This is a genomic window from Streptomyces sp. NPDC046215, assembly GCF_040646215.1.
GTDB classification, from domain to species: Bacteria; Actinomycetota; Actinomycetes; order Streptomycetales; family Streptomycetaceae; genus Streptomyces; species Streptomyces stramineus.
In genome coordinates, this window is record NZ_JBEYZW010000022.1 from 32629 (window position 1) to 56816 (window position 24188).

Here is a 24188-nt window from a genome sequence, read left to right on the forward strand (position 1 = left end):
GCCAACCTGGTCAGCATGGCCAGCCGCCCCACCGTCCCGTTCCGCCACCACAGCGCGCCCCCGCCGGGCGGGTGCACGCACCGCAGCCCGTGCACACGGCGCTCATCTGCGTCGCGCTGCCCGCCATGGCCGTCTCCGCTGAGCACGGGCAGATGACCGGGCACGGGCTCGACGGTTTCTACCGCGGCGGGCGCCGGCTCCTCGCGCGGTGCGTGGTGCGGGTCGGCGGAGCGGAGCCCGTGCCCGTGCAGGGGCGGATGCTCGCCGCGGACCGGGCCCGCTTCGTGGGCACCGTACGGACCGCCGCCGACGCCGGGCCCGACCCCGCCGTCACCGTCGAACGGCTGCGGTCGGCGGAGGGCGTGGAGCGCATCGTGCTGCGCAGTGCCGCCGTCCGGCCCCTGCGCATGGGCGTCGAGGTGTCCCTGGGCACCGATCTCGCCGAGCTGGGCGCCGTCGCGGCGGGGCCGGCCGGCCCCGAGGTGCCCGCCGCGGTACACGCCGGCGGGCTGCGCTGGTCGGCGCCCGGAGTCCAGGCGGTGGTCACGGCCGACCCCCCGCCCGACGACGCCCTGGCCTCGGCCGGCCTGCTGTGCTGGGAGCTCGAACTGCCCCCCGGAGGCAGCCGCTCCATCGAGCTGCGGGTGCTGCCGGAGCAAGCGGCGGGAGGGCGACCGCCCGAGGCGGCCCACCCGCGCGGCCGCGCGGGCACGGCGCCCTGGGGGGAGGCACAGGCGGAGGGGGACGACCCGCAGGCCGGGCCGCTGCTCGCGGCCGCCCTCGGAGATCTCCGCGCCTTGCTCGTGCGCGCCCCCGGCCGGCCCGGGGACTTCCACCTCGCCGCCGGAGTGCCCTGGCGCTGCGGCCTCGCCCCGGCGGAGGCGCTGTGGGCGGCGCGGATGACCCTGCCCATAGGCGTCCGGCTGGCCGCGGGGACGCTGCGCACCCTGGCGCGCACCCAGATCGCCGGGACGGGCCCCGACGGCGGACACATCCCCGGCTCGCTGCGCCACGCGGGAGCCCACCTGCCGCCGGGCTCCACCGGGGTCGAGGCCACGCTGCTGTTCCCCGTGGTCCTCGCCGAGGCCCGGCGGTGGGGGCTGCCCGAGCGGGAGACGGAGGCGCTGCTGCCCGCCGCCGAGCGGTGTCTGGGCTGGCTGCGCTCGGCGGCAGGTGACGGCGAGTACCTGGCCGACCCGGCGCCGGGCGGCCCCCACCGCTGCGAGGTCCAGGCGCACGCGCACCGGGCGGCGCTGCTCGGCGCGGATCTGCTGGAGGCGTACGGGCGGCCCGGAGCGGACGGCTGGCGGGCCTGGGCGGCCGCGCTGCGGCGCCGGTTCCGCCAGGAGTTCTGGATCGAGGACCTCAGCGGCGGCCGCCCCGCGGCGGCGCTCACCCCCGAAGGGCACCGGATACCGCACTTGGGGTGCGCCGCCGCGCACCTGCTCGACACCGGGCTGCTCGGCGCGGGCACCTACGCCCCCGGGCTGCTCGACAAGGTGCAGACCGAGCAATTGGCCCGGCTCCTCGGCGGCCCCGCCCTGGACTCCGGCTGGGGGCTGCGCAGCCTCGGTGCGAAGGAGCCCGGGCACAACCCCTTCGGCCACCGCAGCGGCGCCGTCCGTGTCCACGAGACGGCCGTCGCCGTGGCGGGGCTGGCGGTCGCCGGGTACGAGAAGGAAGCCGGCGGGCTGCTGCGGGGCGTGCTCGATGCCGCCGAGAGCTTCGGCCACCGGCTGCCGGAGATGTACGCGGGGGAGCAGCGCACCACCGGAAGTGCCCCGCTGCCGCACCCCGCCGCCTGCCGGCCGGCCGCCGTGGCCGCGGCGGGTGTGGTGCAGTTGCTGACGGGGCTGGCCGGAGTGCGGCCCGACGTCCCGGCGGGGTCCGTGGCCGTGCGCCCGCTGCACACCGCTCCGCTCGGGGCGCTGCGGTTCACCGGGCTGCGCGTCGCCGAGCAGCCCTTCGCCGTACGGATCAGCAGGCTCGGGCTCGGCATGGTCGAGGAAGCGGCAGACGGATTGCAGCTGGGGGTGTGAGCGCGGTGCGTGCCGAGCTGTCCGAGGTGCCGTTCGAGGGGCACGGCCAAGACCCTGTTTATCGTCAGGCAGACGACTATGATCGCGTCATGCCCTACGACCCGTCGGCCTTTCCGCCCTTCGCTGTCACCGTCGACCTGGTCGTGCTCACCGTGCGGCGCCACGCGCTCTGCGCACTGGCCGTCCGCCGTGGTGAGCCGCCGTACCAGGGCCGCTGGGCGCTGCCGGGCGGTTTCGTGCGGGGCGACGAGGACCTCACGACGGCGGCCGCCCGCGAGCTGGCCGAGGAGACCGGGCTGCACGCCCACGATCCGGCGGGGCCCGTTCTGCCCAACGCCGCCCACCTCGAACAGCTGGCCACTTACGGGGACCCCAAGCGCGATCCCCGCATGCGGGTGGTCAGCGTGGCGCACCTCGCCCTCGCGCCCGATCTCCCCGCGCCGCGCCCCGGCGGTGACGCGCACAGCGTGCGCTGGGCGCCCGTCGAGGATCTGCTGGACCGGGAGGTCGGCTACGGCCGGGAAGGCGAGCAGGAGGCACCGCTCGCCTTCGACCACGCCCGGATCCTCGCGGACGGCGTCGAGCGGGCCCGTTCCAAGATCGAGTACTCCTCGCTCGCCACTGCCTTCTGCCCGCAGGAGTTCACCGTCGGCGAGCTGCGGCGGGTGTACGAGGCGGTGTGGGGCGTGGCCCTGGATCCGCGCAACTTCCACCGCAAGGTGACGGGCACCCCCGGCTTCCTCGTGCCCACCGGAGGGACGACGACGCGCCAGGGCGGGCGCCCGGCGCAGCTCTTCCGGGCCGGCGGGGCCACGCTCCTCAACCCGCCGATGCTGCGGCCGGAGGCGTAGGCCCTGCCGGCCGCCGTGGAGGCGCACCACCGCTGCGCGGCGGTGTCCTCAAGCTCCCCCGGCTAGGTAACTCCCCCAGCTACCGCTGAGGGTGCCCCCAGGAGGTGCCCCCGGGCGGGCCGGTTTCGGCCGCGCTGGCTGTTTCCGCCCGTCGGGGCGACCCCCACAGGCCCGCCCCCGGGAACACGACACTCGGCGTACAGGTGCGTTGCGTAGCAAATAGGACATAACGGGTTACGGTGCTCCGGTACGTCCCAGCGTTCTCACGCACCCCGAGGTCCGCTCCGTTCCCCCGGACCGCGGTGTGCCGCCGAGCCGTCGCACGCCCTGCGGGAGAAGCCATGATCCAGGCCATCGGACTGACCAGCGCCCCCCGCCGCAACCAGCGCCTCGCCGTCGACGACCTCACGTTCGAGGCCCGTCCCGGCCGCGTCACCGTCCTCCTCGGCGCCCCCGGAGCGGGCAAGACCAGTGCCCTGCGCCTGATGCTGCGCCTCGATCCCGGCCGGGGCGTGGCCCTCTTCCGCGGCCGCGCGCTCGACCGCGTCGACCACCCCACCCGCGAGGTCGGCGTGCTCCTCGGCGACGTCCCCGGCCACCCCGGCCGCACCGCCCGGGGCCACCTGCGCATGCTCAGCGCCGCCGTCGGCGTCCCGGCCGACCGCGTCGCCGACGTCCTCGACGTCGTCGGGCTCAGCGGCCTCGCCGACCAGCGCATCGGCGACTTCTCCCGCGGCATGGACCGCCGCCTCGGTCTCGCCGCGGCCCTCCTCGGCGACCCGCACACCCTCGTCCTCGACGAGCCCGCCCACGAGCTCTCCCCCCGCGAGACGGCCTGGCTCCACGGGCTGCTGCGCGGCTACGCCGCCCAGGGCGGTGCCGTCCTCGTCACCTCGCAGGACCCCAAGGAGGCCGCCCGGATCGCCGACCAGGTGGTCACCATCGACGAGGGCCGCCTCGTCGCCGACCAGCCGGTCGCCGAGTTCGCCCGCACCCGGCTGCGGCCCCGCGTCGCCGTCCGCTCGCCGTTCGCCGCCCGCCTCGCCCACCTCCTCACCGTCGAGGCCGACGCCGCCCGTCCGGCCCCCGGCCGGCCGGCCCTCGAAGTCGTCCGGGAGAGCGGCAGCAGGCTGTCGGTCTACGGCAGCAGCTGTGCCGCCGTCGGCGAGATCGCGCACCGGCACAACATCCTCGTCCACCGGCTGGCCGACGAGACCGGTGACACCGGCCCCGTGGCCCCCCTGCCGCGCGCCGACGGCCGCCGCTCCGAGCCCGCCGCCCTTCCCCCGGGCCCCGCCTCCGCCTCCACCGCTGTCGCCGTCGCCGTCGCCGAGCAGGCCGGTGACGACGGCGCGGAGCCCGCCGGGCAGTCCGGGGCCGGCCCCGGCTCGCCCGCCCCCACGCCTTCGCCCGGCCCGTCCGTCCGGCCGGTTCCGCCGCCGCGGCCCCTGCCCCGCCTGCCCGCCCCCGACCCCGCCTGGCCCCTGCGCTACGAGCTGCACCGCGCCACCGGCGTACGGACCGTCTGGACCGTGACGGCCGCCGCCCTCGTCGTCTCCCTCGTGGTGGCCGTGGTGCTCGCCCGCACCGGCACCCCCCAGCCGCGCCTGTTCACCGGCTGGCCCGTGCTGCTCCCGCTGCCCCCGGCGGCCTTCGGCGCCGGACTCATCGGCGCGCTCTCCTTCGGCCAGGAGTTCCGCTACCCGGCGCTGGCCCCGGACCAGGGCACCGTGCCCCGCCGCCTCGGCCTGCTGGGCGCCAAGCTCACCGTCACGGGGGCCGCGGCGGTGCTGCTCGCCTTCTCCTCGGTCGCCCTGGACGCGGCCGCCGTGGAGCTGCTCTACGGCGACGACGCCATCGCGCTCCCCGCCGACTGGGCCGTGGCGCTCGCCGGCTGGGCCGGCCTCACCCTGGGCTGCGCCTGGGCCGGGCTGCTCGCCGCCGGGCTGTTCCGCTCCACCGCCCTGGGGCTCGTGGCCGTGCTGGCGGTGCCGACCCTCGTGGTCCCCGTCCTCGGGGCGGTGCTGACCCGGCCCGCGGCCCGCTCGCTCATCGGCTTCCCGGAACGGCTGCGCTCCGCCGCCGTGGTGCAGTGGCCCTCGGAGGTGGACCAGGGCGTCTCCACGGCGCTGCGGCTCGTGTCCCAGCCGGTCGGGTGGGCGCTCGCGCTGTCCCTCGCGGGTCTGCTCGGTGCCTACGTCCTCACGATGTTCCGTGGCAGGCCACGTTGAAGAGCGCGGGCCGCACCCCGCGCGCGGGGGCGCCCGCGCCCGGGAGCCGGCGACCGACGACAGCCGACCGATCGTCACGCACCGTAGTGGAGTCACTTCGGAGAGTGCCCGATTCGGTCCCTTTTCTCGTCAATTGTGAGGTAATGGGCGATCACCCTTTCGTGTGCTTTTCACCAAAGACCTCAAGGGAGTTCGAGGTGTCGCCGACAAAGGAGGCGTGAGTACCCTTGCGCACACCATGATGACCGCGGCTCGCCCCGCAGACTCCGGCCTCACGGGCCCGGGCGAGCATGACCGCTACTCCTACGCGGAGGCCCCCGTGGCCGACCGCGGGGCACCGCCCGCCTGGGACGGCGAGGCGGAGCTGAGCCGTGCCGGCCGCCGTGCGGCCGGAAGCCGCGGCCGAGGGCTGCACGGACAGCTCGTACAGCAGCTGGGCCAGATGATCGTCTCCGGCGACCTGGGCGCGGACCGCCCGCTCGTCCCGGAGGAGATCGGACAGCGCTTCGAGGTCTCCCGCACCGTCGTCCGCGAATCCCTGCGCGTCCTCGAGGCCAAGGGCCTCGTCAGCGCCCGTCCCAACGTCGGCACCCGCGTCCGCCCGGTCAGCGACTGGAACCTCCTCGACCCGGACATCATCGAGTGGCGGGCCTTCGGGCCGCAGCGGGAGGACCAGCGCCGCGAGCTGGCCGAGCTGCGCTGGACCATCGAGCCCCTCGCCGCCCGCCTCGCCGCCGGCCACGGCCGCGAAGAGGTCCAGCAGCGCCTCACCGACATGGCCGAGATCATGGGCCACGCGCTGGCGCAGGGGGACGGGCTCACCTTCTCCCGCGCCGACGCCGAGTTCCACTCGCTGCTCCTCCAGGTCGCCGGCAACCGCATGCTGGAGCACCTCGCGGGCATCGTCTCCTCCGCCCTGCACGTCTCGGGCGCGCAGGCCGGCGGCTGTGACCGCCCCACCGAGGCGGGTGTGGGCCACCACCTCAGGATCGTCGACGCCGTGGGCGCGGGCGACGCCTCCGGCGCGGAGGCCGCGATGCGGCAGCTTCTCGTCACGCACCCCGACGTCGAGCGCGTCGTGCCCGCCCCGCGCGAGCACTGACCGCGCATCGGGAAGCGCGCCGCGGCGCGGCAAGGACGTGCCCGGGGCGCGTGAAGACGCCGAAGAGGAAGCGGACGGGCCCAGCAGGACAGGACGGACGGGGCCGTAGGGACGGGCCGCAGGCGCGGGACCGGGCCCCTGGCTCGCGCGTACGGCCGCACCGTCGGCCGTGCGCGCGAGCCGTTGCGGGCGAGGCCGTCACCAAGGCGCTCCGGGAGCTCGGTCCGGGGCGTCATAGGGTGTTCTGTCTCCTTAGATGGCCTTTAACTCCCTTATGGGGTGTGACTCGGGCCACGAGGATTGGGCGTAACGCTCTTTGAGGCAGTGCGATGACTAAAGAGGTGGTAGCGGCGGAGGGAATACAGCCCTCGGTCGAGGTGCTGAGTCCGTCTGCATCCACCACTCGCGCCGCCGGTTCATCCTTTGCCGGCGGTCGTCGGAACCGGTTCCTCGTCAGGGCGAGCCGGGGCCGGAAGCCGTTTCCATCGTTCCGAGAGGTTGTTCGTGTCGGCCAGCACATCCCGTACGCTCCCGCCGGAGATCGCCGAATCCGAGTCTCTGATGGCGCTCATCGAGCAGGGAAAGGCCGAGGGGCAGATCGCCGGCGACGACGTGCGTCGGGCCTTCGAGGCTGACCAGATTCCGCCAACCCAGTGGAAGAACGTTCTGCGCAGCCTCAACCAGGTCCTCGACGAGGAGGGTGTGACGCTGATGGTCAGTGCCGCCGAGGCGCCCAAGCGCACCCGCAAGAGCGTCGCAGCGAAGAGCCCGGCGAAGCGCACCGCCACCAAGGCCGTGGCCTCCAAGACGGTCACCTCCAGGCAGACCGCGTCCGCCTCCGCCACGTCCGCCTCCGGGGCGTACGGCGACGGCGAGGGTGACGAGGCCGTGGGCTCGCCCGCCAAGAAGGCCGCCACCAAGAAGGCGGCGGCGAAGAAGACGGTGGCGAAGAAGGCCACCGCCAAGAAGACCGCGGCGAAGAAGACCGCGTCCAAGAAGGACGCCGACGAGCTCCTCGACGACGAGATCGTCGATGAGACCCCCACCCCGGGCAAGGGCGGCGAAGAAGAAGACGAGACCGGCGAGAACAAGGGCTTCGTCCTCTCCGACGACGACGAGGACGACGCCCCCGCGCAGCAGGTCGCGGTGGCCGGTGCCACCGCCGACCCGGTCAAGGACTACCTCAAGCAGATCGGCAAGGTCCCCCTCCTCAACGCCGAGCAGGAGGTCGAGCTCGCCAAGCGCATCGAGGCGGGCCTGTTCGCCGAGGACAAGCTGGCGAACTCCGACAAGCTCGCCCCGAAGCTCAAGCGCGAGCTGGAGATCATCGCCGAGGACGGGCGCCGGGCCAAGAACCACCTGCTGGAGGCCAACCTCCGTCTGGTGGTCTCCCTGGCCAAGCGCTACACCGGCCGCGGCATGCTCTTCCTGGACCTCATCCAGGAGGGCAACCTCGGTCTGATCCGTGCGGTCGAGAAGTTCGACTACACCAAGGGCTACAAGTTCTCCACGTACGCGACCTGGTGGATCCGCCAGGCCATCACGCGCGCGATGGCCGACCAGGCCCGCACCATCCGTATCCCGGTGCACATGGTCGAGGTCATCAACAAGCTCGCGCGCGTGCAGCGCCAGATGCTCCAGGACCTGGGCCGCGAGCCCACCCCGGAGGAGCTGGCCAAGGAGCTCGACATGACCCCTGAGAAGGTCATCGAGGTCCAGAAGTACGGCCGTGAGCCGATCTCCCTCCACACCCCCCTGGGTGAGGACGGCGACAGCGAGTTCGGTGACCTCATCGAGGACTCCGAGGCGGTCGTCCCGGCCGACGCGGTCAGCTTCACCCTGTTGCAGGAGCAGCTGCACTCCGTCCTGGACACGCTCAGCGAGCGCGAGGCGGGCGTCGTCTCGATGCGCTTCGGTCTCACCGACGGTCAGCCGAAGACCCTCGACGAGATCGGCAAGGTCTACGGCGTGACGCGTGAGCGCATCCGTCAGATCGAGTCGAAGACGATGTCGAAGCTGCGGCACCCGTCCCGCTCGCAGGTCCTGCGCGACTACCTGGACTGATCGGCGCACTTCTTCGCCGTACCGAAGGCCCGGCCCCTCTCCCGAGGGGCCGGGCCTTCGGGCGTCCCCGGGGAGGCGATTTCCGGGTACGGCCGTCCGGCTCGGGATGCGGTGATCGCCGCGCGGGCTGACCCTGGGTGTGCAAGGAACTCCGCACCGTCAGGAGACTGCATGCGTTCGCTGAGCTACCCGCTGGCCGGCGCGGTCGCGCTGCTGCTGGCCTCGCCCCCTCCCGCCGCCGGGGACGGCGCGGTGCTCGGGGGGCAGGCCGTGCGGACGGCGGAGGCGCCCTGGACGGTGGCGCTGGCGAGCCGTGAGCGGTTCGGGGCCGCCCGGTCGGGGCAGTTCTGCGGCGGGGTCCTGGTGGGCCCCAGGACCGTCCTGACGGCCGCGCACTGCCTGAGCCGCGACGTGCTGGGCGTGGACGTGAGCGAGGCGAGGGACCTGAAGGTCATCGTCGGCCGGGACGACCTGCGGAGCGCGTCCGGGACGGAGATGGAGCTGCGCGACACCTGGGTCAACCCCGGTTTCGACTCCGCGAGCAACGCGGGCGACGTGGCCGTCCTCACTCTGAAGGAGCAAGTGAACCGGGCGCGGCTGATCCCGATGGCCCAGCGGGGCGACGCGGCCTACCGGCCGGGCACGCCGGCCACGGTCTACGGGTGGGGCGACACGGTCGGCAACGGCACGTACTCGGAGACCCTGCGGGCGGCGCAGGTGCTCGTCCTGGACGACGCCCTGTGCGAGTCGGCCTACCCGGGAAGTACCGAAGGCGTCTACCAGCGGTCGTCCATGCTGTGCGCCGGCATGGAGGACGGGGGCAGGGACGCCTGCCAGGGGGACAGCGGCGGGCCGCTCGTCGCGCAGGGGAAGCTGGTGGGCCTGGTGTCCTGGGGCAGCGGCTGCGGCCAGCCGGGCCACCCCGGGGTCTATACGAGGATCTCCTCGGTCGCGGCGCTGGTGCCGGACCACGGCACCGAGGGCGCGGTCGTGCCGCCCTCGAAGCCGCCCGAGCCCCCGGCCCCGCCGCAGCAGCCCCACCCTCCGGCCGTGCAGGCACCCCCGGCCGCCCGGCCGGCCGTGAGGACGCCGACCGCTCAGGCGCCCGTCTCAGCCGCTGTCGCGCCGGTCGGACGCCAGGGTGCCGGGGCCGCGCCGGGGAGGCCGTGGTGAGGGCCGTGGGGGCGTACAGGGGTCCTTCCGCTCCTGGCCGCGGGTGCCGGGAAGCGGAAGCGGGTACGAGAGCGGGCGGCCTCCCCCGAGGGGGTGGCCGCCCGCGGCTGCCCGGCCCTGGACGGCCGGACCTCGCTCGTCGTCGGATGCGATGTGTCAGCGTTCCATTGCGGACTCAACGGTCCTCGTCGGACGCGGACGCCGGAGGGGCGGTGAGCCGCTCCGTCTCGTCCTGTATCTCCGCGGCGATCTTCTTGAGTTCTGGCTCGAACTTACGCCCGTGGTGGGCGCAGAAGAGCAGTTCGCCGCCGCTCATGAGAACGACGCGCAGGTATGCCTGAGCGCCGCATCGGTCGCAGCGGTCAGCGGCCGTCAGCGGGCTCGCGGGGGTCAGAACAGTAGTCACGTCGCCTCTTCTCTAGCTCGACGAGCTGTCGTACCAGGGTCAACATCCAACCAGGCCGAAAACGTTCCCGCTCGCGGCTTTTCCTCGAAACTTCCTTCAGAGTGGGCCGGATCTTGATGGTTGGCGGCGAATGAGCCGTATTGCGTGGGCCTACGGTTTCACATCGCTGGGGGTTTTCGTCCTCCCGGCCGGCTTGCCGGGTTGTTCTTGAGGACGTGCCCGGAGCCTAAATGGTTCATGCCTCCAAGGGAACGTGATGTGCACGTCACCCCAACGAGTCATCGAACAGATGATCGATGCTGGACTAGCATGGGCCATCCCGTGGGTGGCTGCGCAAAGGCTCTACCTGGCCTCGGTACCCTCTGAGCGGCGACCCGAGCCACACCGTGCCCGAGCCGGGCCAAAAAGAAATTCAGCGAGGAGCGAACCGCGTGACCGCCGATACGTCCGTGCCGTCCACTGCGTTGCTCACCGGGGCAGACCGGGACGGATCCAACTACACCGCGCGGCACCTGCTCGTCCTCGAGGGTCTCGAGGCCGTCCGCAAGCGCCCCGGTATGTATATCGGCTCGACCGACAGCCGCGGCCTGATGCACTGCCTGTGGGAGATCATCGACAATTCCGTCGACGAGGCCCTGGGCGGCTTCTGCGACCGGATCGAGGTCGTCCTGCACGAGGACGGCTCCGTGGAGGTGCGGGACAACGGCCGCGGCATCCCCGTCGACGTCGAGCCCAAGACCGGGCTGTCCGGTGTCGAGGTCGTCATGACCAAGCTGCACGCGGGCGGCAAGTTCGGCGGCGGGTCGTACGCGGCCTCCGGCGGCCTGCACGGCGTCGGCGCCTCCGTCGTCAACGCCCTCTCCGCCCGCCTCGACGTCGAGGTCGACCGCAACAGCCGCACCCACGCGATCAGCTTCCGCCGCGGGGTACCCGGGATCTTCACCGAGTCCGGCCCCGACGCCCCCTTCGACCCCGCCAACGGCCTCCTCAAGGGCAAGAAGGTCCCCAAGGCCCGCACCGGCACCCGCATCCGCTACTGGGCGGACCGCCAGATCTTCCTCAAGGACGCCAAGCTCTCCCTGGAGAACCTCTACGGGCGCGCCCGGCAGACCGCGTTCCTGGTGCCCGGCCTGACCATCGTCGTCCGCGACGAGCGCGGCGTCGAGAGCGCGGAGGCCACCGAGGAGACCTTCCGCTACGACGGCGGCATCAGCGAGTTCTGCGAGTACCTCGCGCAGGACAAGGCCGTCTGCGACGTGCTGCGGCTGACCGGGCAGGGCACCTTCAAGGAGACCGTCCCGGTCCTGGACGACCGCGGTCACATGACGCCCACCGAGGTCACCCGCGAGCTCGGGGTGGACATCGCGCTGCGCTGGGGCACCGGCTACGACAGCACGGTGAAGTCGTTCGTCAACATCATCGCCACCCCCAAGGGCGGCACGCACGTGGCCGGATTCGAGCGCTCGATCACCAAGACCGTCAACGAGGTGCTCCGCTCGTCGAAGCTGCTGCGGGTCGCCGAGGACGACGTCGTCAAGGACGACGCCATGGAGGGGCTCACCGCGGTCGTGACCGTGCGGCTGGCGGAGCCGCAGTTCGAGGGGCAGACCAAGGAGGTGCTGGGCACCTCGGCCGCCACCCGGATCGTGGCGAACGTGGTGGCCAAGGAGCTCAAGGCGTTCCTCGCCTCCACCAAGCGTGACGCCAAGCAGCAGGCGCGCGCGGTGATGGAGAAGGTCGTCGCCGCGGCCCGCACCCGCATCGCGGCCCGGCAGCACAAGGAGGCCCAGCGGCGGAAGACGGCCCTGGAGTCGTCCTCGCTGCCGGCCAAGCTGGCCGACTGCCGCAGTGACGACGTCGAGCGCAGCGAGCTGTTCATCGTCGAGGGCGACTCCGCGCTCGGCACGGCGAAACTGGCACGGAACTCCGAGTTCCAGGCGCTGCTGCCCATCCGCGGCAAGATCCTCAATGTCCAGAAGTCGTCGGTCTCGGACATGCTCAAGAACGCCGAGTGCGGCGCGATCATCCAGGTGATAGGAGCCGGGTCCGGCCGGACCTTCGACATCGACGCGGCACGCTACGGGAAGGTCATCTTCCTGGCCGACGCCGATGTCGACGGCGCGCACATCCGCTGTCTGCTGCTGACCCTCTTCCAGCGGTACATGCGGCCCATGGTCGAGGAGGGCCGGGTCTTCTCGGCGGTGCCGCCGCTGCACCGGGTCGAGCTCACCCGCCCCAAGAAGGGGCAGGACAAGTACATCTACACCTACTCCGACGGCGAGCTGCGCCAGACGCTGATGGACCTGGACCGCAAGAACATCCCCTACAAGGACGGCATCCAGCGGTACAAGGGCCTCGGTGAGATGGACGCCGACCAGCTCGCGGAGACCACCATGTCCCCGCGCCACCGCACGCTGCGGCGCATCAACATCAGCGACCTGGAGGCCGCGGAGCGCGCCTTCGACCTCCTGATGGGCAACGAGGTGGCACCGCGCAAGGAGTTCATCACCAGCTCCGCGGCCACCCTGGACCGCTCGCGCATCGACGTCTGACGGGCTGCCCGCCCAGCCCTGCCGGCCCGGCGGTCCGGCTCAGCGGACCGCCCAGGCGTAACGGTGTTCCGGACGGCCCGTCTCCCCGTACTTCAGGGTGAGACGGAGCCGGCCGGACTCCTCCAGCCGTTTGAGATAGCGCTGCGCGGTGGAGCGGCTCAGCCCTGCCCGCGCGGCGACCTCGTGCGCCGACAAGGGGCGCGCCGCGTCCGAGAGCACCCGCCGGATGAGCTCGGCCGTCGGGGCGGAGTGCCCCTTGGGCAGCGGGGTGCTCGTCGCCGCCGTGCGCAGGGTGCCGAAGATCCGGTCGACCTGGTCCTGCCCCGCCTCGTCCGCGTCGTCCAGGGTCCGGCGCAGTTGCGCGTACGCCTCCAGCCTCACCCGCAGCCCGGCGAAGGTGAACGGCTTGACGAGGTACTGCAGGGCGCCGTACGACATCGCCGCCTGCACGGTCGCGATGTCGCGCGACGCCGTCACCATGATCACGTCGGTGAGATGGCCCCGCTGCCGGACGCGGCGCACCAGGGACAGGCCCGTCTCGTCCGGCAGGAAGTGGTCCAGCAGGACCAGATCGATCCCGCCCCGCTCCAGCACGGCCATGGCCTGGGCCGCGGTGTGCGCGGTGGCGCCGACGCGGAAGCCCGGCACCCGGGTGACGTACGCGGCGTTGATCTCGGCCACGCGGAAGTCGTCGTCCACGACCAGGACCTCGATCATCTGTTGACCCCTTCGAGCGAGCGCAGTGCTTCCGGCAGTACTACGGTGAACACCGCGCCGCCGCCTTCCCGTTCACCGGCGTGTGCCGAGCCCCCGTACCGCTCCGCCAGCCGCCGTACGAGCGAGAGGCCGAGGCCCCGGCGGCGGTGCGGCGGCGGCTCTTTGGTGGACCAGCCGTCGGCGAAGACCAGCTCCCCGGCGCCGGGCGGCACGCCCGGCCCGTTGTCCGAGATCCGCACCACGACGGTGGATCCCACAGCCCGTAGCTCCACTTCCACGAACGCCTCTCTCCCGCTGGTTTTCTCCTCCGGCGGGCGCGTGGCCCCCGCCGCGTCCAGTGCGTTGTCCACGAGGTTGCCCAGCACGGTGACCAGGTCGCGGGGGTCCACCACGCGGTCGGGCAGCGAGGTCGCCGGGCTCACCCGCAGGGCCACCCCGCGCTCCGCCGCGACCGCGCTCTTGCCCACCAGCAGGGCACCGACCAGCGGGTCGTGCACCCGCTCGGTGACCTCCTCGGCGGTGGCCCGGTGCGCGCCCGTCACCTCGGCCAGGAAGGCGGCCGCCTGCTCGTGCAGGCCCAGCTCCAGCAGTCCGACGAGGGTGTGCAGCCGGTTGGCGTGCTCGTGGTCCTGGGCGCGCAGCGCGTCCGTGAGGCCCCGGGTGCCGTCCAGCTCCCGGCGGAGGTGCTCCAGCTCGGTGCGGTCGCGCAGGGTGGCCACGGTGCCCCCGTCGGCGGTGTCCATGCGGTTGGCGACCAGGACGCGCCCGTCCCGGACGGTGAGCAGGTCCGTGCCGGTCACCCGCCCGGCCAGGACGTCGGTGGTGCGCCCCGGCGGCAGCACGCTGTCGAGGGGCCTGCCGGTGGCGTCGGGGCCGAGCCCGAGCAGCCGCTGGGCCTCGTCGTTGACGAGCCGTACCCTCCCGCGCCGGTCGAGGGCGACGACGCCCTCGCGGATGCCGTGCAGGATGGCCTCGCGCTCCTCCAGGAGGGCGGATATCTCGGAGAGTTCGATGCCGTGGGTGCGCTTGCGCAGCCGCCGGGAGACGGCCAGCGCCGCCAGGGCACCGGCCGCGAGCGCGGCGCCCGCGTAGAGCAGGATGCCGGGCACGGCCTGCACCAGCAGGGCGTGCACGTGGTCGTAGGCGATGCCCACGGACACGGCCCCGACCACGGCGCCCCCGGTGTCCCGCAGGGGCACCTTGCCCCGCGCGGAGCGGCCGAGGGTGCCCTCCCCGACGCCCGTCCACTCGCGCCCGCCGAGGGCCTGCCCGGGGTCGGTGCTGACGCGCCGGCCGATCCGGGAGGGGGTGGTGTGGGAGTAGCGGATGCCCCGGGTGTCGACGACCACGACGTAGCTGGCGCCGGTGGCCAGCCGGACGCGCTCGGCTCCCGCCTGCACCGGGCCCCCGGCGGCGGGCCGGCTCGTCAGCAGGTCGCGGGCCAGGCCGGGCTGGGCGGCGGTGGTCTGGGCGATGGCCAGGGCCCGGCGCTCCGCCTGGTCGTTCAACTGGGCGCCCAGCGGGGCGAGGAAGAGCCCGGTGGCGAGCCCGGTGACACCCGTGATGATCAGCAGGTGGACGAGCAGAACCTGCGCGAAGACGCGGCGGGGCCACCGGGGGCGCATGCGAGTCCCTTTCGTGTCGTCACCCGACCGTGCCGGAGCATGCTCCGCCGCGGCGGCTTTCCGATACTGCAGCGTCAGCAGAACGTATCCCCAACGGGCCCCGTCCCCCGGTTCCGTGGCGCATTCGTTGTTCTACCGCGAGCAGAACGAGCAGAACAGGGTTCGCGCGCTCAAGCCGCACAGCGCCCACAAGCCTGCCGGGCCGGCCGCCGCCGGCCCTAGCCTCCAGCACCGGCCGCCCCGCGGGACGGCGGGGCCGGTGAGCCGGGCACACGGGCGAGCGAGGAGCGACGAGGATGACCATCGGCAGGAACGGCCAAGGCGCGCCGGACGGTGCCCCCGCGATCGAACTGCGCGGGGCGAGCAAGGTCTTCAGGACGCCCTCGGGGGCGGGCCACACCGCCGTGCGGGATCTCGATCTGACCGTGGCCCGGGGCGAGTTCGTGGCGGTCGTCGGGCCGACCGGGTGCGGGAAGTCGACCACGCTCACCCTGGTCAGCGGCCTGGAGGAGCCCACCGAGGGCGAGGTGCTGATCGGTGGCGAGCCGGTTACCGGGATCAGGCCGGAGGTCGGCTTCGTCTTCCAGCAGGACGCGGTCTTCCCCTGGCGCACGGTCCTGTCCAACGTGATGGCCGGGCCGCGCTTCCGGGGCGTGCCGAAGGCACAGGCGCGGGAGCGGGCCCGCGACTGGCTCGGGCGGGTGGGGCTCGCCTCCTTCGCCGACCGCTATCCGCACCAGCTCTCCGGCGGCCAGCGCAAGCGGGTGGCGCTCGCCCAGACGCTGGTGGGCGACCCGTCGATCCTGCTCATGGACGAACCGTTCTCCGCGCTCGACGTGCAGACCCGGGCGCTGATGTCGGACGAGCTCCTGGAGCTGTGGGGCGGTGCCCGCCCCGGCGGGGCGGCCGCGTCGGTCGTGTTCGTCACCCACGACCTGGAGGAGGCCATCGCGCTCGCCGACAAGGTCGTGGTGATGACGGCGGGCCCGGCCACCGTCAAGCAGGTCTTTCCCGTCCCGCTGGAGCGCCCGCGCAAGGTCGAGTCCGTCCGCCTGGAAGCGGCGTTCATCGAGATCTACCGCGAGATCTGGTCCTCGCTCGGTGAAGAGGTCCGCATCACCCGTGAGCGGGGTGCCTCCCGTGTCGCCTGAGTCCTTCGCCGCCCCCGTGGCGGCCGCCGAGCGCGTCACCGGCCGCGGCGAGGCCCGGGCGCGGGCCGCCCGGCACCGCAGGCTGCTCGTCCACACGGCACGGGTGCTGGTGCTCGCCGTGGCCGTGGGCGCCTGGGAGGTGCTGGCCCGCGCCGAGGTCATCGACCCGTTCAACTTCTCGATGCCGTCGCGGATCTGGGACCAGATCGTCCAGTGGACCCTGCACGGCACCGCGCAGGGCTCGCTCGGCGAACAGATCTGGTACACGCTCTACGAGGCCCTGTGCGGCTGGGGCATCGGGGTGTCCGCCGGTGTGGTGTTCGGCATCACGCTGGGCCGCGTGCCCTTCCTCGCCGACGTCCTCGGCCCGTACATCAAGGTCCTCAACGCGCTGCCGCGCATCGTCCTCGCGCCGATCTTCCTGATCTGGTTCGGCCTCGGACCGGCGTCCAAGGTCGCCTCGGCGGTGGTACTGGTCTTCTTCCCCGTCTTCTTCAACGCCTTCCAGGGCGCCCGCGAGGTGGACCGCCACCTGGTCGCCAACGCCCGCGTCCTGGGCGCGTCCAACCGCCGGGTGACGTTCCAGGTCGTCATCCCCTCGGCGACCTCCTGGATCTTCACCAGCCTCCATGTGAGCTTCGGCTTCGCGCTGATCGGCGCCATCGTCGGCGAGTACATCGGCGCCACCCACGGCATCGGACTCCTGGTCTCCGCCTCCCAGGGCACCTTCAACTCGGCGGGCGTGTACGCCGCCATGGTCATCCTCGCCGTCGTCGCGCTGCTCGCGGAGGGGCTGCTGACCTTCGCCGAGAAGCGGCTCTTCCGCTGGAAGCCGCCGCAGCCGGGCGCGGACCGCTGAAGCCCCCCACCCGAACCTCCGACCCCGAGGAACAGCCGATGCGTACGTTCAGCAAGCTCGCCAGGGTCCGCGCGGCGGCCGTGGCGGGAGCGCTCTGCCTCTCCCTCGCCGGCTGCGCCGACGAGGTCTCCTCCAACGGCGCGGAGCAGGCCCCGGGAGCGGCCGGCGGCGACACCGTCAAGATCATGGTCGGTGGTCTGGACAAGGTCATCTACCTGCCCGCGGTCCTCACCCAGCGGCTGGGCCACTTCCGGGAGCAGGGCGTGTCCGTCCAGCTGCTGACCGAACAGGCCGGTGTCCAGGCCACCACCTCGCTCGTCGCCGGCGACGTCCAGGGCGTCGTCGGCTTCTACGACCACACGCTCGGCCTTCAGGTGAAGGGCAAGCGGGTGGAGTCCGTCGTGCAGCTGGCGCAGACGCCGGGGGAGGTGGAAGTCGTCTCCAAGAAGGCCGCGTCCCGTATCGCCTCGCCCAAGGACTTCAAGGGCAGGAAGCTGGGCGTCACCGGCCTCGGGTCGTCCACCGATTTCCTGACGAAGTACCTGGCGGTGAAGAACGGGGTGAAGGTCAGCGAGTTCACCCCGGTGGCCGTCGGCGCCGGGCAGACCTTCATCTCCGCCCTCCAGCAGGGGGCCATCGACGGCGGCATGACCACCGACCCGACGGTCGCGCAGGTGCTCGCCAAGGACCTGGGCACGGTCCTCGTCGACATGCGCACCCCCGAGGGGTCGCGGGCCGCGCTCGGCGGGCTCTACCCCGCGTCCAGCCTGTACATGAACACCGACTGGGTGAACAGCCACAAGGACGTCGTGCAGAAGCTCGCCAACGCATTCGTCAAGACCCTCAAGTGGATGTCCGAGCACACCCCCGAGGAGATCGCCGCGAAGATGCCCGCCGACTACGCCAAGGGCGGCAAGGAGCTCTACGCGCAGGCGGTGAAGAGCACGCTGCCGATGTTCACCAAGGACGGCGTGATGCCGGCCGACGGGCCGCGGACCGTGCTGGAGGTGCTCCGGTCCTTCCACCCCGACCTCAAGAACGGCGAGGTGGACCTGGCGAAGACCTACACCACGGAGTTCGTCAGGAAAGCGGGGCTGGTCAGGAAAGCGGGGTGACGGACACGACGTCCATCCGCGCCGGGACGCCGGGCGCCCGGCCGCAGCTCTCCGGGCGGGGCGGCTCCGCGGCGCCCTGCTCGACCGCGACCCGCCAGGCCCGGCCGTCGGCGTGGGCGACGGTCACCGACCAGTGCGGGGCCGCGCCCTCGGTCCGCGGCACGTCCAGGGCGTCCGCGCCGTCCTCGCCGGTCAGCTCGCGCACGGCCAGCTCCGCCGCCTGGGCCGGGCGCTCCCAGGCCGAGCGGCCGCGGCAGTCCGCGGTCACCACGCGGCCGTCGCGGGCCGCCTCCAGGACCTCCTTGACCTCGTGGGCGCCGACCCGGCCGTAGGCGTAGCCGTACGGCAGCACGAAGAGGGTCGGCGAGAAGCGGTGGCCACCGATATGGGTGATCTCCCATGCCTCGACGCCGCCCGCGGCGGCCAGCTCCGCGGCGAGCGGGCGGCCGAGCAGGGCGCAGCAGCGGTCGCGCTTGCCATTGGTGCAGACGAACACCAGCGGATCCCCCTGGTAGGCGTCCCCCAGGCCGCCGTGCTCGCCCGCGCCCAGGGCCGGGAAGTCCAGCGCGGTCAGGACGGCCGGGTCGGGGACGGCGGCCGTACGGATCCAGGAGCGGCCCGGTGCGGTGTGGGCCACGATCACCCGCTGGGTGGCGGGGGTGTGGCAGTCGGCGTGCCGGCCCGGGCGCCGGATCAGGGCGATCCGTACGCCGGTGCCCGCGGCCGCCTCCTCCAGGGCCCGGCCCACGGCGGGGTCGAGGTGGCTGGAGGTGAGGGCGTTCGCACCCCAGGGCCCCGGCTGTTCGAGCAGCAGCCAGGTCCGGGCGGTGGCCGCGGTACCGGCCAACGGCTCGGACAACTGGAGGGAGGCAGTCGCACACAGACTCACATAGGCAAGCCTAACCTGAGTTGGAGTCATGGGCATCGATGATCGGACAGCCACCACAGTGGCCGATGAGGCTGATGGTGCCAGACCACCCGGCCCGGGCCGGGAGGTGGCGCGCCCATATCCTGAACCGGGCGGAGCATCCGCACACCACCCGCCCGCAGGGCCGGCCCGCCGCGGCCGGCTCCCCGCCGACGCCCGACGCGTGAGGGAGGCGCCCCCTTGGCGAAACGACAGATCCCGGTCATCGTGCTCGCAGGTTTCCTGGGTTCCGGCAAGACCACCCTGCTCAACCACCTGCTGAGCCGGAGCGGAGGCAGCCGGATCGGTGTCGTCGTCAACGACTTCGGCAGCATCGAGATCGACGCGATGAGCGTCGCCGGCCAGGTCGACTCCATGGTCTCCCTCGGCAACGGCTGCCTGTGCTGCGCCGTCGACACCAGCGAGCTCGACGTCTTCCTGGAGCGGCTCGCCCGCCCGGCCGCGCGGATCGACGTCATCGTCATCGAGGCCAGCGGCCTGGCCGAGCCGCAGGAACTCATCCGCATGATCCTGGCCAGCGACAACAAGAACATCGTCTACGGCGGCCTGGTCGAGGTCGTCGACGCCGCGGAATTCCCCCGCACCCGCGCCCGGCACCCCGAACTCGACCGGCACGTGGCCCTCGCCGACCTCGTCGTCCTCAACAAGGCCGACCGGGTGGGGGAGGAGGAGCACCGGGCCGTCCTCGACGAGCTCGGGCGGCTCGCCCCCGGCCGGGCCGTCGTCCCCGCCTCCTACGGGCGCGTGGACCCCGAGCTGCTCTTCGACCGCAAGCCGCCGGAGCGCGAGGAGGCGATACGCCAGCTCTCCTTCGAGGACCTCGTGCGGGAGGAGGAGTGCCACGACCACGACGGCCACCTCCACAGCGCCTACGACAGCGTGGCCTTCACCTCGCCCGCGCCCATGGACCCGCGCAGGCTCATGGAGTTCCTCGACCACAGGCCCGACGGCCTCTACCGCATCAAGGGCTTCGTCCACTTCGCGGTGACCGGGCACCGCGGCAAGCGGTACGCGCTCCACGCCGTCGGCGACTTCCTGCGCTTCTACCCCGCGCCCTGGGGGCGCGGGGAGGAGCGGGCCACCCGGCTCGTCCTGATCGGCACGGGCATCGACACCGAGGCCCTGCGAGCCGGCCTGGAGGCGTGCCGGGTGACGGAGCCGGCGCGGGACGCCGAGGAGCACACGATGTGGGGCGTCCTGCGGTACGTGCACGCCTGACCCGACCGGCCGGCCCCGTGCCGCCGGCATGGCGGGCCCGCCACGTCAGCGAGAACGGGGCCCGCCGGCGGGGGCGGTCACCGTGCTCACACGGGGCCCGCCACCACCGCCACGGCCTTCGTCAGCGGGGTGCCCGAGCCGTCCCGGCGCGGGTCCGGCTCCGGCAGGTCCGCCGGGGAGCCGTTCGCGGTCGCGGCACGGGCCGGCGCGGCACCCGCCCAGGCCACGACCAGGGCGTCCTCACCCTTGAGGAAGCGCTGGCAGCGCACACCGCCCGTCGCCCTGCCCTTGCGCGGGTACTGGTCGAACGGCGTCAGCTTCGCCGACGTCTCCGAGGCGCCCAGCAGCGTCCCCACCGCGCCCGCGACGGTGAACACCACCGCGTCCACCGCGGGGTCCACGGCGGTGAAGGAGATCACCTTCGCGCCGGCGGAGAGCTTGATGCCGGCCATACCGCCCGCCGGCCGGCCCTGCGGCCGCACCTGCCCCGCCGGATAGCGCAGCAGCTGGGCGTCGTCGGTGATGAAGACCAGATCCTCCTCACCGGTGCGCAGCTCCACCGCGCCGACGATCCGGTCACCCTCCTTGAGGGAGATGACCTCCAGCTCCTCCTTGTTCGCCGGATAGTCCGGCACCACGCGCTTGACGACGCCCTGCTCCGTGCCGATCGCCAGGCCCGGCGAGGACTCGTCCAGCGTGGTGAGACAGATCACCCGCTCGCCGTCGTCCAGCGACAGGAACTCCGACACCGGAGCGCCGCCCGAGAGATTGGGCGCCGACGCCGTCTCCGGGAGCTGCGGCAGGTCGATCACCGGCATCCGCAGCAGCCGCCCGGCGGACGTCACCGCGCCCACATCGGCCCGGGCCGTGGCCGGGACCGCCGAGACGATCACATCGTGCTTGACGCGCTTGGCCCCCCGGTCGCCGCCCTCGCCCTCGAACGGCGCGCCTCCGGCCGTCCGGGCCAGCAGGCCGGTGGACGACAGCAGCACCCGGCAGGGGTCGTCCGCGACCTCCAGGGGCACCGCCGACGCCGGCGCGCCGGCCGACTCCAGCAGCACCGTGCGCCGGTCCGTGCCGAACTTCTTCGCCACGTCGGCCAGTTCGCCGGAGACGAGCTTGCGCAGCTCGGAGTCGGAGTCCAGGATGCGCGTCAGCTCCTCGATCTCCGCGTTGAGCCGGTCGCGCTCCGACTCCAGCTCCACGCGGTCGAACTTCGTCAGACGGCGCAGCGGGGTGTCGAGGATGTACTGCGTCTGGATCTCGGAGAGCGAGAACCGCGCGATGAGGGCCTCCTTGGCCTGCGCGGCGTTATCACTCGATCGAATGATCCTGATGACTTCGTCGATGTCGAGGAGCGCCACCAGCAGCCCCTCGACCAGGTGCAGCCGGTCCCGCCGCTTGCCGCGCCGGAACTCGCTGCGCCGGCGCACCACGTCGAAGCGGTGGTCGACGTAGACCTCCAGCAGCTCCTTGAGGCCGAGCGTCAGGGGCTGTCCGTCCACCAGCGCCACGTTGTTGATGCCGAAGGACTCCTCCATCGGCGTCAGCTTGTAGAGCTGCTCCAGGACGGCCTCGGGGTTGAAGCCGTTCTTGATCTCGATGACGAGCCGCAGCCCGTGCGAGCGGTCGGTGAGGTCCTTGACGTCGGCGATGCCCTGGATCTTCTTCGAGCCGACCAGGTCCTTGATCTTGGAGATCACCTTCTCCGGGCCGACCGAGTAGGGCAGCTCCGTGACCACGAGCCCCTTGCGACGGGCCGTCACATTCTCCACGGCGACCGTCGCGCGGATCTTGAACGTGCCGCGGCCCGTCTCGTAGGCGTCGCGGACCCCGCTCAGCCCGACGATCCGGCCGCCCGTGGGCAGGTCGGGGCCGGGGATGTACTTCATCAGGGTGTCGAGATCGGCGGCCGGGTGCCGGATCAGGTGCCGGGCGGCGGCGATGACCTCGCCCAGATTGTGCGGCGGCATGTTCGTCGCCATACCGACGGCGATCCCGGACGAGCCGTTGACCAGCAGGTTCGGATACGCGGCGGGCAGGGCGACCGGCTCCTGCTCGCTGCCGTCGTAGTTCGGCGCGAAATCGACGGTGTCCTCGTCGATCGACTCCGTCATCAGCGACGTCGCCGAGGCCATCCTCGCCTCGGTGTACCGCATCGCGGCGGGCGGGTCGTCATTGCCCAGCGAGCCGAAGTTGCCGTGGCCGTCGACGAGCGGCACCCGCATCGAGAACGGCTGGGCCATGCGCACCAGGGCGTCGTAGATGGAGGCGTCACCGTGCGGGTGCAGCTTGCCCATCACCTCGCCGACGACACGGGCGCACTTGACGTACGAGCGCTCGGGGCGCAGGCCCATCTCGTTCATCTGGAAGAGGATGCGGCGCTGGACGGGCTTGAGGCCGTCGCGCGCATCGGGCAGGGCCCGGGAATAGATGACCGAGTACGCGTACTCGAGGAAGGAGCCCTGCATCTCGTCGACGACGTCGATGTCGAGGATGCGCTCCTCGAAGTTCTCCGGCGGCGGGGTCTTCGTGCTGCGGCGGGCCATCGCGGCTGCGGCTCCTTCGATCGATTGCCGAGGCATGGGTGAGGCAGGGGTCTGACGCGGACCATTGTGGACCGCCCCACTGACATCCCCGACCGCGACCCGTCCGTAAGAGCGCACCGCTCCGGGAACTTCGCCAGATGTCAGCGCGCTTGCATACAGTGACAGGACTGTTCATCACGCGAGTCATCGCGAACCGTCGCGAGATTGCAAGCGATCGAAGGGACGTACATGCCCATGGGTCACACGGCCACGCAACAGGCCGGTTCCAGCGGCCTGAAAGCGACCGAGCACCGCCTGGCCAACGGCCTGCGGGTCGTGCTCTCCGAGGACCACCTGACCCCGGTCGCCGCCGTCTGCCTCTGGTACGACGTCGGCTCGCGCCACGAAGTCAAGGGCCGTACCGGACTCGCCCACCTCTTCGAGCACCTTATGTTCCAGGGCTCGGCCCAGGTCAAGGGCAACGGCCACTTCGAGCTGGTGCAGGGGGCCGGCGGCTCGCTGAACGGCACCACCAGCTTCGAGCGGACCAACTACTTCGAGACCATGCCCGCCCACCAGCTCGAGCTGGCCCTGTGGCTGGAAGCCGACCGGATGGGCTCGCTGCTCACCGCCCTCGACGAGGAGTCGATGGAAAACCAGCGGGACGTCGTCAAGAACGAGCGCCGCCAGCGGTACGACAATGTGCCCTACGGCACAGCCTTCGAGAAGCTGACCGCCAAGGTCTTCCCCGACGGCCACCCCTACCACCACACCCCGATCGGCTCCATGGCCGACCTGGACGCCGCCTCGCTGGAGGACGCCCGCGCGTTCTTCCGCACGTACTACGCCCCCGGCAACGCCGTGCTGTCCGTGGTCGGCGACATCGACCCCGAGCAGACCCTGGCCTGGATCGAGAAGTACTTCGGCTCCATCCCCGCCCACGACGCCAAGCAGCCCCCGCGCGACGGCTCCCTCCCCGACGTCATCGGCACGGAGCTGCGCGAGGTCGTCCGCGAAGAGGTCCCCGCGCGCGCCCTGATGGCCGCCTACCGGCTGCCGCAGGACGGCACCCGCGAGGCCGACGCCGCCGACCTCGCCCTCACCGTCCTCGGCGGCGGCGAGTCCTCCCGGCTCCACAACCGCCTGGTCCGCCGCGACCGCACCGCCGTCGCCGCGGGCTTCGGCATGCTGCGGCTCGCCGGCGCCCCCTCGCTCGGCTGGCTGGACGTCAAGACCTCCGGCGGGGTCGAGGTGCCCGCCATCGAGGCCGCCGTCGACGAGGAGCTGGCCCGCTTCGCCGCCGAGGGCCCGACCGCCGAGGAGATGGAGCGCGCCCAGGCCCAGCTGGAGCGCGAGTGGCTCGACCGCCTCTCCACCGTCAGCGGCCGCGCCGACGAACTGTGCCGCTTCGCCGTGCTGTTCGGCGACCCGCAGCTCGCCCTCACCGCCGTCCAGCGCGCCCTGGACATCACCCCGGAGGAGGTGCAGCAGGTCGCCAAGGCCCGGCTGCGCCCCGACAACCGCGCCGTGCTGGTCTACGAGCCCACGGCCCCCGACGAAGCAGCCGACGCCGACGTGACCGACGCGGCAGTCCCGGACGAGGAGACGGCCAAGTGAGCGACACCGTGG

Annotated in this window: 17 protein-coding genes; 12 read left to right on the forward strand and 5 right to left on the reverse strand. The window is 72.8% G+C overall.

Features of this window, described 5'->3' with window-relative positions:
- The first annotated feature begins 125 nt into the window (after positions 1-125).
- The 6 genes from ABZ951_RS12650 (at position 126) to ABZ951_RS12675 (ending at position 9460) form a co-directional block, all read left to right on the forward strand.
- A complete protein-coding gene (locus tag ABZ951_RS12650) occupies positions 126-2039 on the forward strand; it encodes a glycogen debranching N-terminal domain-containing protein (protein WP_344090027.1) in 1914 nt (637 codons plus the stop codon).
- A gap of 89 nt (positions 2040-2128) precedes the next feature.
- Positions 2129-2890, forward strand: a complete 762-nt coding sequence (locus ABZ951_RS12655) for an NUDIX domain-containing protein (RefSeq protein WP_344089901.1) — start codon at positions 2129-2131, stop codon at positions 2888-2890.
- Between the two features lie 341 nt (positions 2891-3231).
- A complete protein-coding gene (locus ABZ951_RS12660) occupies positions 3232-5121 on the forward strand; it encodes an ATP-binding cassette domain-containing protein (RefSeq protein WP_361279791.1) in 1890 nt (629 codons plus the stop codon).
- A 163-nt stretch (positions 5122-5284) separates the two neighbouring features.
- Positions 5285-6223: a FadR/GntR family transcriptional regulator gene (locus ABZ951_RS12665; RefSeq protein ID WP_344095989.1), complete on the forward strand. Its 939-nt coding sequence runs from the start codon at positions 5285-5287 to the stop codon at positions 6221-6223.
- 504 nt (positions 6224-6727) lie between these two features.
- Positions 6728-8287 carry an RNA polymerase sigma factor gene (locus tag ABZ951_RS12670; RefSeq protein WP_344095991.1) on the forward strand — a complete coding sequence of 520 codons (1560 nt, stop codon included), beginning with the start codon at positions 6728-6730 and terminating at the stop codon, positions 8285-8287.
- Between the two features lie 171 nt (positions 8288-8458).
- Positions 8459-9460 carry a serine protease gene (locus ABZ951_RS12675; protein ID WP_344095993.1) on the forward strand — a complete coding sequence of 334 codons (1002 nt, stop codon included), beginning with the start codon at positions 8459-8461 and terminating at the stop codon, positions 9458-9460.
- A gap of 175 nt (positions 9461-9635) precedes the next feature.
- Here ABZ951_RS12675 and ABZ951_RS12680 read toward each other — a convergent pair whose 3' ends face one another.
- The gene (locus tag ABZ951_RS12680; protein ID WP_095582226.1) at positions 9636-9866 is read right to left on the reverse strand and encodes a hypothetical protein; all 231 of its coding nucleotides are present in this window, start codon (positions 9864-9866) and stop codon (positions 9636-9638) included.
- 431 nt (positions 9867-10297) lie between these two features.
- Here ABZ951_RS12680 and ABZ951_RS12685 point away from each other — a divergent pair, with 431 nt between their 5' ends.
- Positions 10298-12418 (forward strand): DNA topoisomerase IV subunit B, encoded by a 2121-nt coding sequence (locus ABZ951_RS12685; RefSeq protein WP_344095997.1) that lies wholly within the window; start codon positions 10298-10300, stop codon positions 12416-12418.
- Positions 12419-12457: 39 nt separating this feature from the next.
- Here the strand turns inward: ABZ951_RS12685 and ABZ951_RS12690 are convergent, their stop codons facing one another.
- Positions 12458-13135, reverse strand: coding sequence for a response regulator (locus tag ABZ951_RS12690; protein WP_344095999.1), 678 nt, complete (start codon positions 13133-13135; stop codon positions 12458-12460).
- Positions 13132-14760 (reverse strand): sensor histidine kinase, encoded by a 1629-nt coding sequence (locus ABZ951_RS12695; protein WP_344096001.1) that lies wholly within the window; start codon positions 14758-14760, stop codon positions 13132-13134. Before ABZ951_RS12695 ends, ABZ951_RS12690 begins: the two co-directional genes overlap by 4 nt.
- A 296-nt stretch (positions 14761-15056) precedes the next feature.
- Between ABZ951_RS12695 and ABZ951_RS12700 the strand changes: the two genes are divergently transcribed.
- Genes ABZ951_RS12700 through ABZ951_RS12710 form a run of 3 tightly spaced genes read left to right on the forward strand, consistent with a single transcriptional unit; the run spans position 15057 to position 17885 of the window.
- Complete coding sequence (locus tag ABZ951_RS12700; protein ID WP_344096004.1) at positions 15057-15911, forward strand: ABC transporter ATP-binding protein; 855 nt, start codon at positions 15057-15059, stop codon at positions 15909-15911.
- Positions 15901-16770 (forward strand): ABC transporter permease, encoded by an 870-nt coding sequence (locus ABZ951_RS12705; protein ID WP_344096006.1) that lies wholly within the window; start codon positions 15901-15903, stop codon positions 16768-16770. The genes ABZ951_RS12700 and ABZ951_RS12705 overlap by 11 nt, the downstream gene beginning before the upstream one ends.
- 38 nt (positions 16771-16808) lie before the next feature.
- Positions 16809-17885, forward strand: coding sequence for an ABC transporter substrate-binding protein (locus tag ABZ951_RS12710; RefSeq protein ID WP_344096009.1), 1077 nt, complete (start codon positions 16809-16811; stop codon positions 17883-17885).
- Here ABZ951_RS12710 and ABZ951_RS12715 read toward each other — a convergent pair.
- Complete coding sequence (locus tag ABZ951_RS12715; protein WP_344096011.1) at positions 17869-18774, reverse strand: sucrase ferredoxin; 906 nt, start codon at positions 18772-18774, stop codon at positions 17869-17871. The genes ABZ951_RS12710 and ABZ951_RS12715 overlap by 17 nt on opposite strands.
- Positions 18775-18993: 219 nt before the next feature.
- Between ABZ951_RS12715 and ABZ951_RS12720 the strand changes: the two genes are divergently transcribed.
- On the forward strand, positions 18994-20031 hold the full coding sequence (locus ABZ951_RS12720; RefSeq protein ID WP_344096014.1) for a GTP-binding protein: 1038 nt from the start codon (positions 18994-18996) through the stop codon (positions 20029-20031).
- An 86-nt stretch (positions 20032-20117) separates the two neighbouring features.
- Here the strand turns inward: ABZ951_RS12720 and ABZ951_RS12725 are convergent, their stop codons facing one another.
- Positions 20118-22580 (reverse strand): DNA topoisomerase IV subunit A, encoded by a 2463-nt coding sequence (locus ABZ951_RS12725; RefSeq protein ID WP_344096016.1) that lies wholly within the window; start codon positions 22578-22580, stop codon positions 20118-20120.
- Positions 22581-22808: 228 nt separating this feature from the next.
- Here ABZ951_RS12725 and ABZ951_RS12730 point away from each other — a divergent pair, with 228 nt between their 5' ends.
- A complete protein-coding gene (locus tag ABZ951_RS12730; protein ID WP_344096018.1) occupies positions 22809-24176 on the forward strand; it encodes a pitrilysin family protein in 1368 nt (455 codons plus the stop codon).
- Positions 24177-24188: the final 12 nt, after the last annotated feature.